The 17,824-nt window shown below is 54.9% G+C and carries 17 protein-coding genes; 4 read left to right on the plus strand and 13 right to left on the minus strand.

Features of this window, described 5'->3' with window-relative positions; all coding sequences use genetic code 11:
* Positions 1-7: 7 nt before the first annotated feature.
* The 6 genes from cysC to AB1598_03115 all read right to left on the minus strand — a co-directional run bounded on the left by cysC (position 8) and on the right by AB1598_03115 (position 7,822).
* Positions 8-610 (minus strand): adenylyl-sulfate kinase, encoded by a 603-nt coding sequence (cysC, locus tag AB1598_03090; GenBank protein MEW6143984.1) that lies wholly within the window; start codon positions 608-610, stop codon positions 8-10.
* 700 nt (positions 611-1,310) lie between these two features.
* Complete coding sequence (locus tag AB1598_03095) at positions 1,311-2,336, minus strand: GDP-mannose 4,6-dehydratase (protein MEW6143985.1); 1,026 nt, start codon at positions 2,334-2,336, stop codon at positions 1,311-1,313.
* Positions 2,337-3,104: 768 nt separating this feature from the next.
* Complete coding sequence (locus AB1598_03100; GenBank protein ID MEW6143986.1) at positions 3,105-3,284, minus strand: DUF5989 family protein; 180 nt, start codon at positions 3,282-3,284, stop codon at positions 3,105-3,107.
* A 69-nt stretch (positions 3,285-3,353) separates the two neighbouring features.
* Entirely contained in the window at positions 3,354-5,141 is a 1,788-nt protein-coding gene (locus tag AB1598_03105; GenBank protein MEW6143987.1) for a carbamoyltransferase, read from the minus strand.
* A 39-nt stretch (positions 5,142-5,180) separates the two neighbouring features.
* Positions 5,181-5,456, minus strand: a complete 276-nt coding sequence (locus AB1598_03110) for a hypothetical protein (protein MEW6143988.1) — start codon at positions 5,454-5,456, stop codon at positions 5,181-5,183.
* A gap of 176 nt (positions 5,457-5,632) precedes the next feature.
* Complete coding sequence (locus tag AB1598_03115) at positions 5,633-7,822, minus strand: DnaJ domain-containing protein (protein ID MEW6143989.1); 2,190 nt, start codon at positions 7,820-7,822, stop codon at positions 5,633-5,635.
* 561 nt (positions 7,823-8,383) lie between these two features.
* Between AB1598_03115 and ndk the strand changes: the two genes are divergently transcribed.
* Positions 8,384-8,809, plus strand: coding sequence for a nucleoside-diphosphate kinase (ndk, locus tag AB1598_03120; GenBank protein MEW6143990.1), 426 nt, complete (start codon positions 8,384-8,386; stop codon positions 8,807-8,809).
* A gap of 400 nt (positions 8,810-9,209) precedes the next feature.
* Positions 9,210-9,584: a hypothetical protein gene (locus AB1598_03125; protein ID MEW6143991.1), complete on the plus strand. Its 375-nt coding sequence runs from the start codon at positions 9,210-9,212 to the stop codon at positions 9,582-9,584.
* A gap of 114 nt (positions 9,585-9,698) precedes the next feature.
* Here AB1598_03125 and lipB read toward each other — a convergent pair whose 3' ends face one another.
* A complete protein-coding gene (lipB, locus tag AB1598_03130) occupies positions 9,699-10,373 on the minus strand; it encodes a lipoyl(octanoyl) transferase LipB (protein MEW6143992.1) in 675 nt (224 codons plus the stop codon).
* 133 nt (positions 10,374-10,506) lie between these two features.
* On the opposite strand from lipB, the gene holA reads away from it, so the two are divergent.
* Positions 10,507-11,511 (plus strand): DNA polymerase III subunit delta, encoded by a 1,005-nt coding sequence (gene holA, locus AB1598_03135; protein MEW6143993.1) that lies wholly within the window; start codon positions 10,507-10,509, stop codon positions 11,509-11,511.
* 7 nt (positions 11,512-11,518) lie between these two features.
* Here holA and rpsT read toward each other — a convergent pair whose 3' ends face one another.
* Positions 11,519-11,809: a 30S ribosomal protein S20 gene (rpsT, locus tag AB1598_03140; GenBank protein ID MEW6143994.1), complete on the minus strand. Its 291-nt coding sequence runs from the start codon at positions 11,807-11,809 to the stop codon at positions 11,519-11,521.
* Positions 11,810-11,956: 147 nt separating this feature from the next.
* Between rpsT and fsa the strand changes: the two genes are divergently transcribed.
* Positions 11,957-12,604: a fructose-6-phosphate aldolase gene (gene fsa / locus AB1598_03145; GenBank protein ID MEW6143995.1), complete on the plus strand. Its 648-nt coding sequence runs from the start codon at positions 11,957-11,959 to the stop codon at positions 12,602-12,604.
* 530 nt (positions 12,605-13,134) lie between these two features.
* On the opposite strand, the gene AB1598_03150 is transcribed toward fsa, so the two are convergent.
* The 5 genes from AB1598_03150 to AB1598_03170 form a co-directional block, all read right to left on the minus strand.
* On the minus strand, positions 13,135-13,899 hold the full coding sequence (locus tag AB1598_03150) for a TlyA family RNA methyltransferase (GenBank protein ID MEW6143996.1): 765 nt from the start codon (positions 13,897-13,899) through the stop codon (positions 13,135-13,137).
* Positions 13,899-14,795 carry a polyprenyl synthetase family protein gene (locus AB1598_03155; GenBank protein ID MEW6143997.1) on the minus strand — a complete coding sequence of 299 codons (897 nt, stop codon included), beginning with the start codon at positions 14,793-14,795 and terminating at the stop codon, positions 13,899-13,901. The genes AB1598_03150 and AB1598_03155 overlap by 1 nt, the downstream gene beginning before the upstream one ends.
* 6 nt (positions 14,796-14,801) lie before the next feature.
* Entirely contained in the window at positions 14,802-15,029 is a 228-nt protein-coding gene (xseB, locus tag AB1598_03160; protein MEW6143998.1) for an exodeoxyribonuclease VII small subunit, read from the minus strand.
* Positions 15,030-15,130: 101 nt separating this feature from the next.
* Positions 15,131-16,525 (minus strand): DUF1254 domain-containing protein, encoded by a 1,395-nt coding sequence (locus AB1598_03165; protein ID MEW6143999.1) that lies wholly within the window; start codon positions 16,523-16,525, stop codon positions 15,131-15,133.
* A 287-nt stretch (positions 16,526-16,812) separates the two neighbouring features.
* Entirely contained in the window at positions 16,813-17,769 is a 957-nt protein-coding gene (locus AB1598_03170) for a glycosyltransferase (GenBank protein ID MEW6144000.1), read from the minus strand.
* Between the last annotated feature and the right edge of the window lie 55 nt (positions 17,770-17,824).

Genomic DNA, 17,824 nt, shown 5'->3' on the forward strand with positions numbered 1-17,824 from the left:
TGCCCGGCTAATTCGAATTCAGCACATGCCTGCCGGAGAGGTAGCCGAGTATCTGCTCGGCGCCCTCGGCGAGGCTCACCTTGTCGGTCTCTATGGTTATCTCGGGGTTTAGCGGCTCCTCATATGGGTCGTCGATCCCGGTGAACCCTTTTATAACGCCCTCTCTCGCCTTCTTGTAGAGCCCCTTGACGTCCCTCTGCTCGCATACCTCGAGAGGGGCCTTCACGTATATCTCGACGAACTCGCCGTCTTCGACGAGCGCCCTCACGGCGTCCCTGTCCCTCCTGTAGGGGCTGACGAACGCCGAAAGCACTATGCATCCTGCGTTTACGAAGAGCTTCGACACCTCCCCTATGCGCCTTATGTTCTCGGCCCTGTCGCCTTCCGAGAACCCCAGGTCCTTGCAAAGCCCCATCCTTACGTTGTCTCCGTCCAGTATGAACGTCCTCACGCCCGTTGAGATAAGCTTCTTCTCGACCTCGTTCGCGAGAGTGGATTTACCGGCGCTCGGGAGCCCCGTGAACCATAGTATCACGGAGCCGTGCCCGTTCAGCTTCCGCCTGTCCTCCTTCGTTATCTCGTGGTTGTGAGGTATAACAAATCTCTGCATTAAAGCCTCCTCTTTACCTCTCGGTAAGTATTCTCTGTAACAGATGAATTTTCGGACAAGAGTTTATGTGAAAATACGAAAAGGTCAAAATTTATCTATATCTCATGCACAGCCTTTCCTCATCTCTTCCGCTTAAACCGGCAACGAAACCCAACCCGTTCGTCCTGAGGCGCAGAATCTGCGCTCATATATAATTGCTCCGTCACTCCGGAGCTTTCGCCAAATAACGGAGCAAGGACAATATCGATCTGCGAGCCTGTCCTGAGCGAAGTCGAAGGACGGTGTCTTTCCGACATTCACAAACGATTTCGAGCAACAATTCCGAGCTAGCGAGAAATTGGTCACTCTTGGCTGAAGGCACGAACGTATTATCCAACATGCCAACGCTACTGAAGACAAATTAGAGGAATCGGTCGCTCTCTCCTACAAGCAACATTGCAATTTTCTCGCCTCCGATATTTTCTACCGGTAAATCCGGCGGCACACAATGTGCGCTCAAATATGATCCTTCCGTGCCATCTAAGCTCAATCCAAATTTGTTCGCCCTATCCTTTATTTCCCTTCCCCCTTTGAGGGGGGAAGGTTGGGATGGGGGTGACATTTTTCTGTAAGAGCGGCTTCCAGCCGCGATAACCGTCCTGTTCTTCCTGCATGCGGCATACTCAACGCATTACCCGACCTTCACACCCCTGACTGCCTCTTACTCGGTCTCCCACCAGACCTCCGGGAAACTCTCCCTGATCGCCCTGTCCCCCTCCCCCGGCGGCTCGAGTCCGAGCGCCCTCATGTCGGCGTCGACCATGATCCTCACGAGCTCCCTGAACCTTATCCGGGGCTCCCAGCCGAGCTCGTTTTTCGCCTTAGTATAGTCCGCCCGGAACCCCCTCGAGTCGGTAGGCCTGAAAAACCTGGGGTCTATCCTCACGTGCTCCTCCCAGTCGAGTCCCGCGTACGAGAACGCCTCCTCGACGAACTCGCCCACGGTGTGCGACTCGCCTGTGCCTATAACGTAGTCCCCAGGGGTGCCGTTCTCGAGTATCTTCCACATCATCTCAACGTACTCGGGCGCGTAGCCCCAGTCCCTCTCCGGCCTGAGGTCCCCGAGAATGAGATATTTCTGTTCGCAAGCCCTGATACGGGCGACCGCGCTCGTTATCTTCCTCGAAACGAATATCTCCCCCTTCCGGGGCGATTCGTGGTTGAACAGGATGCCGCTTGAGGCGAAGAGGCCGTGCGCCTCCCTGTAGTTCACAGCAGAGAGGTGGGACATAAGCTTGGCGCACGCGTAGGGGCTGTGCGGACGGAACGGGGAAGACTCGTTCTGGGGAGGTGGAGTAGAGCCGAAAATCTCGCCCGACGAGGACTGGCAGAACCTGCACCCGGCGCCGCTCTGCTTTATCGATTCCAGCACAGTGAGGGAGCTGAGCCCTGTGATGTCTCCTGAGAATTCGTGCATATCGTACTTCAGGGAAATCCTGCCGCGCGACTCGAAGTGATAGACCTCGTCCGGGCATATATCCTGGATGAGCCTGGTAAGCTGTTCAGGATCGGACGTGTCGCAGGGGTGGTGCCTGACCGGGGTCCCGCGTCCCTCCCGGTCTCCGTATCCGCCGTGCCTGCTCGAACCGTTTACAATGGCGTGCACCTCGTACCCGATCGACCGGAGAAATTCGGCCATATAAGACCCGTCCTGTCCCGCCGCACCGCTGATCAACGCTTTCTTCATATCTTCACGTTCCCGGTAAAGCTCCGCGCGCGGTTGTCCCGCATCCTCCCTCCGCCGCATATGACTGTAGCGGAGTAAATAATAACCCCTATTGTGTCGTCTGATTTAATGCGACCGACAGTTTCCCCTTTCCCTAATTCTATACCCTTATTCGCCGACCTGTATACTCAATCGAATAAGAATAATAAATCAGGCGAAGCAGTAAATAATAAATAATTTACAGCCGGAAATCTCCGGGACAGCATGAAATGAACGGGGTATTTATTTTTCCCGACATGCACAGAATCCGGCGGCGGGAGAGCACCCGCCGGCATACGATCCTATTCACCGACCCTGCTCGACCAAACCCGTTCGCACTGAGCGTGTCGAAGTGCGTAAATTCCGCAAGGATTCTGTGCGGGTGAGAACCCGCAGGCACACGATGCATAACCTCAGCTACCGCTCAATTTCTACGATTGTAATATTTACGCCTGTGGTTGCTTAACAATCATAAAACACACTATGTGTGTGCTTCTTTTCATCAAGGAAAAGAAGATAATATTTTATGTTTTTTTATGTATTCCAAGTCCTTAAGAAAGCTCAAAGAAGACAACGATCCGGAGCAGCCGCAACTTTCATCACATCCCCTGTGTCACAACTCCTGCCCCCGACTACTTGCCATGTACAGAAGTGTGTAAACGGACCCGGCAGGACGAAGCCGGCACGACACGCGCCGAGAGGAGGAAAGCCGGACCCCGCGCCCGTAAGCTTACGGGCGCGGGCCTGCTCCTAAAATAGCGTGTATATGAACGGAGCCACCGCCGAGCTCTGGGCGAATATGATAAGGAATGCAAACAGGATCAATATGATAATCATAGGCGTGATCCACCACCATTTGTTCTGTATGAAAAACTGGAGAAGCTCCCCCACTATCCCCATCCTGTCGGTCAAGCCCTTTAGGAACGACATATGAATATTCCCTCCGAAATGCCGGATAATTTAATCTCTATTCTATATGATCCGGCGAAGCCGCGCCAATCAGGGCAGCTTGTCCTTGTCGACGACGTAATTCCCGAGCACGAGCATGTCCATGCCGCTCTTGCTGAACGAATTGAATGCCTCCCCGGGAGTGTTCACTATCGGCTCGCCCTTGAGATTGAACGACGTGTTAAGCACGACGGGCACTCCGGTCGCCTGACCGAACGCCTCTATGAGCCCGTAATATTTCGGATTCAATTCCTTCCTCACGGTCTGTAGTCTCCCCGTCCCGTCCACGTGCGTTATCGCCGGCAGCACGTCGCGCTTGTTCTCATGGACGTCCGTCACGTAGAGCATGAAGCGGGCCGGGTAGTGCTTCTCCGGATGGTCGAGAGCGAAATAATCCCCCGCCCTTTCGACGAGCACGGAAGGAGCGAACGGTCGGAAGGGCTCCCTGAACTTTATCTTCACGTTCACTATGTCCTTCATGTCGGCCCTCCGGGGGTCTGCCAGTATGCTCCTGTTCCCGAGAGCGCGCGGCCCCCATTCGAACCTCCCCTGGTGCCATCCTATGACCTTCCCCTGAGTGAGCCCGTCTACGACGCGCGCTATGAGCTTCTCGTCGTCCTCGATCTTCTCGTAGGGGATGTTGTTCTCCTTGAGAAAATCCTCGGATACCGAAGCGCTGTGCTCCTCGCCCCAGTACGCGTGCTCCATGACGAACTTCCTGGGCTGACCGAGGAGCGCGTGGTATCCGTAGAGCGCGGCCCCCACTGCGCCGCCGCCGTCGCCTGCCGCGGGCTGTATGTATATCTCGTCGAACGGGGTGTCCGACAGTATCTTCCTGTTGGCGACGCTGTTGAGCGCGACCCCGCCCGCCATGCAGAGCTTGGGGAGGCCCGTCTCCCTGTAAGCGTACTTCGCCATCTTGAGCATTATCTGCTCGGTCACGACCTGTATGCTCGCTGCGATGTCGGCGTAGTACTGGTTCTGCGCACCGAGCTCGTCGTAATTGGAAGGCTTATCCCCGAAGTACGACGGATATCCCGTCGCCGGCGTAAAGAAGTGCGCCTTCTGGTCTCTGGGAGTACCGAAAAGTTTCTCGAATTTACTGTTGAAAGTTTTTTCCGAGGAGTAATGGAACGAGAAGTAGTCCATATCGAGCTCGAACCCGCCGTTCTCGTCCACGTGTACGAGCTCGTAGACCTTGTCCACGTGATTCGGCCTGCCGAAGGGAGCCATTCCCATGACCTTGTACTCCCCTTCGTTCACCTCGAAGCCGAGGAACGCCGTGAACGCGCTGTAGAGGAGCCCGAGCGAATGTGGGAACCTTATCTCTTTTATAAGCCTTATGTCGGTCCCCTTGCCGACCCCCAGAGCGGCCGTAGTCCATTCCCCGACGCCGTCCACCGTCAGAACCGCCGCCTCCTCGAAAGGAGAGCAGTAGAACGCGCTCGCGGCGTGGGATAAATGGTGCTCGCTGAAGAGGACTTTCGACGCCGGCACGCCGAGCTTCTTGAGCAGCAGGTGCTTTACCCAGAGCTTGTCTCCGAGCCACGTGACCATTGCCTCCCTGAAGAGCTTCATCGAGCGGGGGAACGTCTGCATAGAGCAGAGGAGCAGCCTCTCGAACTTGATGAACGGCTTCTCGAAGAACATCACGTAGTCGATGTCGCCCGTCTCTATGCCGCCTGTCCTCAGGCAGAAATCTATCGCGTTCTCGGGGAACTCGAAGTCGTGCTTTATGCGGCTGAACCTCTCTTCCTCGGCCGCCGCTACGAGAACGCCGTCCTTTATGAGCGCGGCCGCCGCATCGTGAAAGTAACATGAGATTCCAAGTATGTTCATAAAAGCTCCGTTTCGCGAATAACGCCGGAATACCGCACGTTAAAACTGCCTCACCGCCCTCTCCATAGGAGAAACGCCCGGTTTTTCCTCCCTCTGCAGCCAGCCCGTCTTTGCATTCTTTTTTATCTCCAGCGGGTCCGTAAACAATTTGACCAGTATGGCGAACGGCATGAGGAGGACGAGATAGAATATGGTGAGTATCACCCTCGCGTTAAAGTCCCCGATCTTCCTCGCGATCTTTTTCCAGCCTTCCCATATCCTCCTGGGAAGACTCATCTGCGACGTATCGGTCTTTTTTCGATCTATCGTACCCATAAGGAACTCAAACCTCCCTTTGCGGACCGCAAGCCCGCGCACCGTTTTTACTTTGAATCCGGCGATTTAAAGTTTTAAAGAAGTTAAAAGCTACCCGACAATCGGTCTTTTGAACAGTTAATCGGTTTGCAGGCATTGAGGGATTGATTTAATAAAAGGCCGGGCGCCTTCCGGGATCACCCGCCTACGGTGTCCGTGTGCTCTATCCTGTAGGTGAGCTCCTGTATCTTCCACCCGCCGTCCGACCAGAAGAGTCTCCAGTTTATATTCCCCCTCGAGCTCTTGAGCACGCCCGTGCGCTGGTCCTTGAACGTGATGTAGAAGTCCCCCCGCACTAGCCCGAGAGTATTCTGGAGCGAGACCCTGTTGACCTTTACCTCGTAGCTCACGATGTCGAGCTTGGAGAAATTCGAGCTGTACGTATTCAGCACCTTGGCGATGCCTACCCCGTTTTCGACGGCATCGGGCGCGAAAAGGGCCTTGACGCGGTCTATATCCCTGTTCTTGTACGCTGCAACGTAAGAGGACACGAATACGTAAACCGAATTCCTGTCGGGTGGTGCGACGGCAGGGGGTATGGGTTCAGGCGCGCTTCGCGACGTGTCTCTTATCGCTACCGCGGACGTCGCGATTTTCGGGTCGAAATCCTCCGTAATATCCGATTTCACCGGCTGCTTCGCAGGCTTTTCAACCTCTGTGATCAGAGGCTCGGGCAATTTCACTTTCCCGGCCGGGTCTACCGGGGCAGGCCCGGCTTTCTCCTGCTTTTTCTCCGCTGCGGCAATTTCGGGTTTCGGCTTGACGACGGGAACGCCTTCCCCGGATATAAGGAGCTTGTCCCCTATGTCTATCTTGTTGTTCCCGAGGCCGTTCAGCCTCGAAAGCTCGTCAGTCGTCGTATCGAACTTATGCGCTATAGACCAGAGAGAGTCGCCTTTCCTCACCGTGTAGTATTCCCCGTCGGCCGGCTTCTTTTCGGGTTCAGGCATGGTTATTTCCGTTACCTCGCCCTTTTTCTCCGCGGGTTCTTCCGTCTTTGCGGCTAAACCGGCTTCTGGCGCGGCTTCTTTTTCCGGAGACTCGATCTCCGCATCACCCTGAGAAGAGTCCTTGCCGGAAGAAACTTCTTTCGTCTCCTCGGCTGCAGGTTTCTCAAGCGACGCGTCGGCTACTTTGAGTGACTCTTGCTTTTCATCCTTATCTTTGATTTCTTCATCTTTGATTTCTTCCTTGGTTTCAGGCTCGGACGCCTCATCCCCGGTCTTTGCCTGGGTCTTATCCTTCGCGTTATCCGCTTGTGCGGATGCGGTTTTCTCCTCTTTCTCCTCTATGGTCACTTCCGTGATCTCTATAGCCTTGTCAGGCTCCTCCACAGGCGCGGTTATATCAGCATTATCGGCTGAGACAGCTTCGGCGCCCTCAGACGGAGCGATCCGGGCGGTATCGGTCCCGGCTTGTAGTGAAGCGTCTTCCGTCCCGGCCCCGGCAATCTCGGTCTTCGCCTCGCTTGACTGATCCGCTTCCGCCGACTTGCTCTCATCCGGTTTTTCAGGCGTCTCCGGCGCTGTCACTACCGGCTCGACGGAGGTTTTAGAGTCCTTCCCGTCTTCGGCGGCGTTAATCGCATCCCCGGCCGGTTTCCCGGGCTCTATGGGCTTTATTTCGGAAATCCTCTTGTCGACCTTTTCCGTATCGACGAGGTCGCCCTTGTAAACGGTGTTCGGGAGCTCGGGCGCCTCTATTTCCCGCGCTAGCCTCTCTTTTTCCTCCGTTGACTCGAATATAAGGCCCGAGCCCGAAGCGTACATGACCGCCAGGAACACGACGACCATGAGGGACGCCGCGTAATAATATTTCCTCATCTCGTTCTGAGGCACTATGACGGGCGTGGGAGGGAGGTGCTTGTTGTCGTACGCTTCCCTCTTGGCGCTGTTGCTGAGGACTTCATACGCTTCGTTTATCTTTTTCGAGGTATCGAGCCCCTCTGCCCCCGCTTTGTCGGGGTGATGGGACTTCATGAGCTCTATCCAGCTCCGCCTGATCTCCTCGTCGGATGCGTTGCGGGGGACGTTCAGCACCTTGTAGTAGTCGAGGGATTCCGGCTGGAAGCTCTGGTAATACGGGATGAAGAAGTTGAGGACCGACTTCGCCTGCTCTATAACGAAGTCCTCGCTGAGCTTCCGCCTGGCGGCTACGCTCTTGAGCAGCTTGTAATTCGGTGAGCGCTGACCAGAGGAAATATCTTTAAGTATGTGGTAGTAATAGACCCTGTCCAGGGAGAACCTCTCGGCGAGCTCCCTTATGTCCTTGGCGTCTATCAGCTCGGATACTATCCGCTCGTATTTCCTCTTATCCAGTATGATCATAATTCCCCTTCTCCGCTTCCGTCAGCGCCCGGTCATAGGGCCTTGCGGGTACTGCAATAACTTTATCATATTTATAGAGTTTGTCCTTCCCTGACGATGCGGATGACTCTTCGGCTGCGGACGGTATTGCGCCGCCGTTATCCGGCGCATAACGAAATACTAAGCCTTTTTCAGGGGGTGAGAATGATGATGAATTGATTCCGGCACCTCCGCGTCAGATTCCATCACCCTTTCCCGGACGGGCGCTAAAAACCGCTCTCCTACATAATTATCATGTATTAGAGACGATTGGGCAAGTTTTTTTGAAAAATCGCCGTAAATTGCAACAGTGCGGCCAGGCGAGAGGATTTTCTCCCTTCGAAGTCTGTCTTTGCGAGGCTCCGAAGGAGCCGCGGCAATCTCATGAAAAATGCAGGATCGCCACGTCGCTCTGCTCCTCAAAGGGCTGGATGTGTGGTATACCCCATCCGGATGGCCAAGGGAAGGCGCAGACCGCGCAGCTCATATTTGACAAAACCGGTTTTCCCGAAAGAATTATGGGGCTAAAAATCACCTGGAGGCATGAAATTGGAACGCACATTATCGATTATAAAACCCGACGGAGTAGAAAAAAACGTGATCGGAGAGGTCATCAGCAGGTTCGAGAAGAACGGTCTCAGGGTAGCGGCCCTCAAGATGGCGAAGCTCACCAAAAAGGACGCGGAAGGGTTCTACGCAGTGCATAAGGAAAGGCCCTTTTACGGGAGCCTCACCGATTTCATGTCGAGAGGCCCTGTCGTGCTCATGGTGCTCGAAGGCGAGAACGCTATCGCCAAAAACAGGGAGATAATGGGCGCTACCAACCCCGCCCAGGCGGCTGAAGGGACGATAAGGAAGGACTTCGCCACGAGCATCGAGGAGAACACCGTCCACGGGTCGGACTCCCCCGAATCGGCCGCCTTCGAGATCGGCTACTTCTTCAACGCGCTCGAGATTTGCGGGGGATGAGCCGCCGGATAGCCGGAAGACCGGCGTACTTGAACCTCCCTTCTGTAGGAGCGCCTTTCCTGAATCAAGCTTGCGCTGAACTTGATTCAGTATTCAGGACAGGCCAGCCGCGATATTAAACCCGTTCGTCCTGAGCTTGCTATTTATCTTCCCCCCTTAGAAAAAGGGGGATTAAGGGGGATTTAAAAAAAATCCTCCCTAACCCTCCCTATTCCAAAGGAGGGAATTAAGTACTCTTGCGTCAATCTCTTGTTTGATCCCCCATCCTCACACCTATATCCCCTCCAACGCCCCCTTACATCTTACAGGACCATATTACATTATTTACTGTACCCATTAATTATGATATACTCCAAATACGTGTAATTCATCAGACCGACTCGAACAGGAGGATGGGAATATGCCTAAAGCACTCGGCATTCTGTTTTTAACAATTCTTATAGCAGGCTGCGACGGCGATAACGAGCTCGATTGTTTCACGATTGAAGAAGTACGCGAATCCGATTGCCTCGCGGATGCCATGCTAAATTCGTGCGACAGGATAAGCTGCAGCTCCGCTAACGCGGACTTGTTTCCGCCGCTTACACCTAATTGCGAATTCGTCGATTGTGAATCGTTCGATTGCGAGGAAGTTCGTTACAACATAGACGACATGCTCATCATCGGACCGGGGACTTTTACAGATCTTCACCTCGGCGAAACCGGTGGATTTGACGGGATTATAAACGTTGAGGGAGAGGACGAGGTGGCCGAATGTTTCTTCGTCGTGCCGTGACGTAAAGGCTTTCCTCGAATAGCAACGGCGCCGTCTCTGATTTTAAACCCGTTCGTGCTGAGCTTGTCGAAGCACGCAGCTTTTCCCGACATGCACAGAACGGCAAAGCACCCCTCACACCCCCTCCCTCATCTCCGCCCCGAATACTTCTCCGAAATAGCGTACGAACGCCCGTGTGACCGCATCGAAATCCATCTCCTCGCCGAGTACGTCCTTTAGCGACGTGATCATCACCCCTTCGAGCCCGCACGGTATTATCATCGAAAACCAGCTCAAGTCCGTGTTCACGTTGAACGCGCAGCCGTGCATCGTTATGCCGTTACTCACCGAAACCCCTACGGAGGCGATCTTGCCTCCGTACGCCCAGACGCCCCGGAGCTTCTCCATGGTTATGCCCTTAATGTCGTAATCCTGAAGCAGCCGCACTATCGTCTCTTCGAGCGCGCGCACGTATGACTTCGCCCCCAGGCCTAACGCCCGTAGGTCTATTATCGGGTACGCGACCAGCTGCCCCGGCCCGTGGAACGTGACGTCCCCTCCCCTTTCGGTCTTGTACGTCTCGACCCCGCGCTTTTCCAGTTCCTCGGGCGGGAGGATAATATTCCCTCCCTTCCCGAACCTGCCGTCCGTTATGACCGGGTTATGCTCGAGCAGGAGCAGATACCCGCATGCCTCCGGACGCTCCCTCCGCAGCATCTCCCTGCGCTCGTTCTGGAGCCTGAGGCCGTCCGCATAGCCGACCCTCCCGAGGTATTCCCAATTAATTACGCACTTTATCTCCGAGTCCATAACATTATCATTCTAAACGATCCCGCGCCTCTTTCCAGCGCGCTTGCCTCGCCGCGAGTACTCGAATATACTCAAACTCTATCCGTAGAGCCGTGATTATGTCTAAACTTCCCCCTCCGCAGGCAATCCGAACATGAAGCAGAAATCCGGGACAAGATCAGGCGCGGAAGACTTCGCGGGCTACATCGCCTCGGGCGAGCCCGCCCCCGTCCTCGTATTCTCAGGCGATCAGTCATATCTCATCGACATGGCCGTCGCCGGGCTCAGGGAAAAGCTCCTCGGCCCCTCGGGAGACATCAATTACGTCGTATTCAGCGGCGAGAGCGCGTCAGGCAAGGAGATCGCCGACAATGCGAGCACATACCCCATGTTCTCGAAAAAAAAGCTCGTTGTCGTGAAGAACGCCGACAAGCTTTCGGCGAAGGAGCTTGCAGCGCTCGAGCCGTATCTAGCCTCCCCGTCTCCGTCAGCCTGCCTCGTGCTCATATTCGGGGAAGGCAAGAAGCCGAAGTTGGGCGGCGGGAAGAATGCGGCCTACTTCGACTTCTCCCTCGAGAAAGGTGGCGCCGTAACGGCCGTAAGGGAAGAGGCGCGGAAGCTAGGGTACGAGATCAACCGCGCCGGGGCGGACGCGCTCATCGGGCTCGTCGGGGAGGACCTCCAGGAAATACACAACGAGCTGGTCAAGATCTCCGTTTACAAAGGGGACAGGAAAACCATAGGCCCCGAAGATGTCGAGGCCCTCACGAAGAAGACGAAGTTCGCCGACATATACCAGCTCATAAACGCCATATCCCGGAGGGACAAGCGCACGGCTCACAGGGTGTTAGGGGAACTTGAAGCCGCCGGAGAGGAGCCCCTCTCGATACTCGGCCTCATAAGCTGGAGGTTCAGGCTCATCTGGAGGGCGAAGGAGCTCCAGGACAGGAGGCTCGGACAATCCGAGATACTGAAAGAGCTGAAAATCTCACCCGGGCAGCTCTACTACCTGAGCGAGGACCTCAAAAAATTCACGTACGAGGACATAGAGCGCATCATGGGCGCGCTCGCCGAGTGCGACAAGAAGCTCAAACTGAGCTACGTGCCCAAGAGCTTCGTCCTTACGAAGCTCGTAATCGAATTGTGCGCTAGGGGATGAAGGGATACTACTGGGCGGGGGCCTCGGCTGCCTTGGATAACCTGGAAATCCTCTTCGCGAGCCTGCCCGTTTTGCGCGACGCCGTCTTCTTGCTGATCACGCGCTTGGAAGCCGCTTTCTTCAGCTTGGATTCCGTTTCCCTGAAAAGGGCCTCGGCGGCTGCCTGGTCTCCGCTCTCGATCACGGCGCTGATCTTCTTAACCTGCGTCTTGAGGTCGGATTTTACGACCGTGTTCCTTTCTCTCTTCTTGAGGCTCTGACGGTGCTTCTTGATACCCGATTTAATTCTCTTTGCCATTAATAAACTTCCCTCCTGCGGATAATCCCGGATATTTTGCCGGGTTTCGGCCGTTTGTCAAATGATTGCGGGCATGTTGACTCCCGTCATTTCATTGCGCGGGCGAATTATGGTATATTCCTCGGCAATCCAATTCCGGAGGGAGTCATGAAATTCTTTCTCGATACCGCGAATCTCGACGAGATTAGGGACGCCGCGAGCTTCGGCGTCCTCGACGGCGTGACCACGAACCCGTCCCTCGTGTCAAAGGAAGGCGAGCAGAAGGGGTTCAAGGACCTCGTGCGCGAGATATGCGAGATCGTGAAGGGCCCTGTGAGCGCCGAAGTCTTATCCACTGACATAGAGCGCATGATCGACGAGGCTCGGGAATTAGCCGGGATACACGAGCACGTTGTCGTGAAGATGCCGCTCACCGAGGACGGCATTAAGGCGACCAAGATAGTGTCGGACGAGGGCATAAACGTGAACGTGACGCTTATATTCACCCCATCCCAGGCGCTCCTCGCCGCGAAAGCCGGAGCCGCCTACGTGAGCCCGTTCGTCGGCAGGCTCGACGACATATCCGAGTTCGGCATGGAGATGGTAGGCGACATAGTGCAGATATTCGCCAACTACAATATAAAGACGGAAGTGCTCGTCGCGAGCGTGAGGCACCCGCTCCACGTCGTAGAGGCCGCCAAGATGGGAGCGGACATTGCGACCATGCCCTACAAGGTGTTCAAGCAGCTCGTCAAGCACCCGCTCACCGACATAGGTCTAGAAAGGTTTTTAGCCGACTGGGGAAAGAGCAAGTAACCCCCTAGTCGTCTCTCCCTTTAACCGCTGCTCTAGATGTGAAACAATTCGTGGCTGGAATTTCTCTGGATGACCTGTAATGAGGGGTGTTTGTATTTCCCGGCATTCACAGAATCGGCGGCGCAGAATCTGCGCTCATATTCGATTCTTCCCAGGCTCATCTGCTTAGCTAACGCCGCACCCAACCCGTTCGCCCTGAGCGTGTCGAAGGGTTGAACGGGTATCACTTCTGTTGAACTGCGCGAGGAATTGATAGATTTTAGCCGTAATAAGATATTTTAGCCAGGATTCTGTGCGGGTGAGCACTCGCAGGCATACGATCTCTAATCTCCGCTTCTGCTCGATTTCTACGATTATAATATTTGCGCCAGTGGTTGCTTAACAATCATAAAACACACTATGTGTGTGCTTCTTTTCATCCCTGTCCTGAACCATGTCCTGAACTTGATTCAGGATCATTTCAGGAAAGGAAAAGAAGAAAAATATATTGCTTTTTGATTGATGCAGATGGAACAACCTGTGTCCACGAATTACTGGACATCTAAAGCCGCGATAAGAAATTCCTTATTCCCCTCAGCCCCTTCAATAGGCGACGGGATAACGCCAAGTACTCCCAATCCGAGTTCCTGGACGAGCTCCCTGATCTTACCTACGACTTCCCTGTGCTTAGCCTCGTCCCTCACGATGCCGCCCCTCCCCACCTCCCCCTTCCCGACCTCGAACTGCGGCTTTATGAGGGCGACGAGCACCCCACCCGGCTTGAGCAGCGCGAGCGCGGGAGGGATTATCATCGACAGTGAAATGAACGAGACGTCTATCGTTACAATGTCAGCAGGCTCGCCTATGTCCTCGGGCTTTATGTAGCGTGCGTTGAGCTTCTCTTTAACTATCACGCGCGGGTCCTGCCTGAGCCTCCAGTCGAGCTGGCCGTAGCCCACGTCAACCGCGTACACCTTCGCCGCACCCGATTTAAGCAGGCAGTCCGTGAACCCGCCGGTGGAAGCGCCAATATCGACGGCCGTCATCCCGCCCGGGTCTATGCCGAACTCCACGAGCGCCGCTTCGAGCTTTAGTCCGCCGCGGCTCACGTATTTGAGCGGAGCGCCCCTGACCTCGATACCGGAGCCTTCCTTTATGAGCGCGCCCGCCTTGTCTGTCCTCACGCCGTCCACGTAGACCGAGCCCGCCATGATAAGCGCGCGCGCCTTCGCCCTTGTATTCGCGAGTCCCCTCTCGACGAGCTCCGTGTCGAGCCTCTTTTTGAGAGGAGCGCCGGGGTTCCCATTCCTTTTCATCAGTGGTTTCTGTAGCCGAGATAGAGTGCTATCTGCCGGAGAGCCTCGGCCCTGTGGTCGAAACCTTCGAGCGCGCTTACGGCTTTCCGCGTAAGCTCGGAGGCCCTTTTCTTCGATTCCTCGATCCCTGCAATGCCTGGGTATGTCGACTTGCCGTGCCTCTCGTCGTTCCCCCTTTCCTTGCCGAGGTCCCCCTCCCCCTCTATGTCGAGCACGTCGTCTATAATCTGGAACGCGAGCCCGACCGACTCGGCGTATGACGCGAGGCTTTCGAGCTGATTCTCGTCGGCCCCTCCTATTCGCGCCCCCGAAGTGACGGACACCCTTATCATCGCCCCCGTCTTGAGGGCGTGCATGCGCTCCACCTGGGGGAGAGTCACGTCCTTCATGCCGGCGAGCGCGAGGTCCACGGCCTGCCCCTCTATCATTCCTTGAGAGCCGGCGGCGAGCGCGATATCCCTCACGACGTCGCAGATCACATAAGCGCTCACGCCTCTTCTCAACCCCTCCGTGACCAGCATCCCGAAAGCGTCAGTGAGCAAAGCGTCCCCGGCGAGTATCGCAGTCGATTCCCCGAACACCCTGTGGTTAGTCGGCACTCCTCTTCTTAACGCGTCGTCGTCCATGGAGGGCAGGTCGTCGTGGATGAGGGAATAGGTGTGTATCATCTCTATCGCGCAGGCGGCCGGTATGACCTTCCCGGGGTCTCCGCCAACAGCCTCGCCCGCGGCGAGCGCGAGTATGGGCCGGAGCCTCTTGCCCCCGGCGAGCGCGCTGTACCGCATGGATTCAAGCAGCTTCGTCCGGCTTTTCTGCACGTCCGCAAGGAGCGCATCGAGCTCCCTGTCCACGAGCTCCCTCCTTTCGCGGAGATAGTTTTTAATATCGAATGACATCCGGTATCAGCTCTCGGGCTCGAAATCCTCGAAAGCCGCCTCCCCGTCCTTCTCGACGAGTATCTCGACCTTCTTCCTGATTTCATTGAGCTTTTTATGTGAAAACGAGATAAGCTCGGTCCCTTCCTGAAATAATTTGATGGAATCTTCGAGCGGGAGGTTGCCGCTCTCGAGCTTCTTTATGATCTCCTTGAGCTCCCTGAGCGCTTCCTCGAACGACTTTTCGGATTTCATAGACTGGTAGTTTATCTTTGAAGCAGTCAACGCACAAGGAGGCGATGCAATCCGGCTCTCGACATTGGCCGATATGCCCGGTCTGGACTGCGGCGCGACCGCTACTCCGCCCGTACGACAGGCGGGAGCTTCCACTCTCCATCGAGTATGGCCTTCTCCGGCCAGTAGCATCGCAGCACCATATATATCGGCCCGTCCGGAGCCGGCAGCCAGTTGGGCTCCTTGTCCTTTCCCGGGGAGTCCTTCTGTATGTAGATTGTCAGGCTGCCGTCGTCGTTGAGCTTCAATTCAGGCAGCATAGGCGAGTTTATCAAATACCGGTTGATAGGATTCGCGACCAGGAGCTGGGTTTTTCCGTCATACATCGTTACCGACCAGAACGCCTTGACAGGAGGCAGCTCGCCTTTCCCGAAGGTCAGGGTGTAGCGGCTGTCCGCGCCGTTAAGCATGTTGCCTTCGGCGTCCTTCGTCCAGAGGAAATAGTATGCTTCACTCTTTGAGTTCCCGTATATGCCCATCTTCGCCCCGACCGCACGGTTGAGATAATTGTTCTTCATGAACTCGCGGGTGCCGAACAGATCGGCCGCCGATTTCGTAGCCGCTGCCTTCTCGTCTATGGCTTTCATGCCGTCGGCCATACCGGCTTCGAGGGCTTTTTTCATCTCAGGGGAGAGTCCGGCAGTATCGAAAGGCTTTCCGGGCACGATACCGATCCGGGCAAACTTCGCCCGTGCTGCCTCGTCCCCCGGCACGGTCGGGCAGAACTGCAAAAGGAAGCTCAGGTAGTCGTAAAACCCGGGCGACTCGACCTTATCGGGATTATAGACCGGGAAATCGATTTTCGGAGGCGCAGGCGGCGCAGCTTCGCCCAGGAACTCGCTCAGAGGCTCTACAGTGTAGCCCTCCTGTATCTTCTTGACGTTGTCTATGTCCGCCGGGTTGAAGAGCTGGGTGCGGTAGCCGACCAGGACGAAATCGGTATCCGACCGGATCACTCCCTTCACGCCTTCGGGCGCATCCCCCTTCCAGCCGGGCCCGGCCAAGAGGAACTTGCCTTCGCCGTTGCCCGTGGCTGCGGTGCCGACGTAGGCGAAATTGTAGGTATAGAGGTCGATGAACTGTAGGGAATAATAACGGTTTTTTTCGATTTCAGGCACCCCCAGCACGAGCGGCTCAGCCCGCAGGTCCGCCCAGAGGAACGAGTAAGGCGTGTCGCTGTTCGGGGTGACTACGGTCGTGTCCTCGGGGGTATACACGCGAGCTATGTTGTAAATCCGGTTGAACGGCGCCTTGTACTCAGGGTTATCTTTGTAGATGGCGTATGCGAACATGGTCTTGTAGTTCTCCACCATCGGGTAGCCGTATATGAAGGCTTCCTTCGCGACGGCTTCCGCTTCCGCAGGACTAATCTTATTAATATCCTGAGCGCGTGCCGTACTGCCGAGTATAGTCAGTATCAGCACAAGACCTGTGCGTAACATTAATTTTTGCATCATAGTAATCTCCCCCGCCTCTCGTTGAGCCTTCATCACTGATGCTGAAGTCAGAGAATTTCCGCATAGTGATTAAAAAATGCAGTATAACATAGCAAATGAAGTTTATACTGCGAAAAATATGTAATACCCTCCTCTATAACCGTAATGGTTCTTCAGCTTTAATGTCTTTTCGGATTTCTTAGAGGAGCAACGTATTTTTGAAGCGGTCTCCGCACAAGGAGCAGAGAGTCCTTGACCCGTTTTCTAGGGAGGTAAGAGGCAGCCATGCGGTCATATCAAAATCGTCATTAAATCCTCCACGAGGCCTTCGCATAGTCCGGCTTGAGCCTGGTAATGACGGCTCCCGCCAGCGCCATAGTGTAATATGTGAGCATAATGCCCATCGCGATCGGGGCCTGCCAAAAGGGCAGATTAACTTTTTTCCCGTTAATAATGATTTTGATGCAGCTTGAAATAATTTTCTTTACGTAGAAGTCCGTTAAAAATACTACGAGCATATTATTATTATCGTACAACAAAGTGTCGCGGCCCTGAGCGAGCGCCCTTATAAAGAAATGATTGATTCCGTTCGGGGCCGGATGCGAGACCTGCGCGGCGGTATTAATCCATATCGGTATCCCTTCGCGCTCCAGTTGTTTCGAGAGCATGACGCACGACTTCCGTGTCACGCCCTCCGGCAGCTCGGGGAAAGGATGTGTGATTATCATCTCTTTCCTGAACGCGACGTTGTTTGCATGGAACAGGTTACTCCTTACGAGGCCGTGGTTTTCCTGGACGCGAAGTTTATAAAACCAGGAGAGGGCGAAAGCCTTTGAGTATAAGCTATAGAAGTCTACGTACGTATTCCCTCCGACCAGTTTAATTAGTTCATATTCATATAAAGGTTTGATTATGTTCGCCAGCCAACCGTCGTCGGGTATTACGTCGCTGTCGAGAAGGACGACTATATCGCCCCCGGCGAGCCTGACGCCCTCGTTCTTTAAGTCATAATAGTGCTTGCCGCACGCCTCTTCGACCCTTAGTGAAAACGAAGAGTTATTCGCGTCGGGTTCGAGCCGCCCGAGCACTTCATTTTCCAGCAGGGACCTCTCTATCTGCTCGGGATTAAATAAAACTATGACTTCGACCTTCCTCCCCAGGGCGGGTATCTGTTTCCTCAGCTGTTCGAGCATGTTGATACTTCTTCCCATATCGGCAAGTATCACGTTTTCCCATTCGATTACGATGCTGACCTCAGTCTTCATAGCGTCGGTCCTATTCGTACATTCCCGAGGTATCATACCGATTGCTTCATGCCTT

Source organism: Thermodesulfobacteriota bacterium, from assembly GCA_040754335.1.
Taxonomy (GTDB): Bacteria; Desulfobacterota_D; UBA1144; order Nemesobacterales; family UBA2774; genus 2-12-FULL-53-21.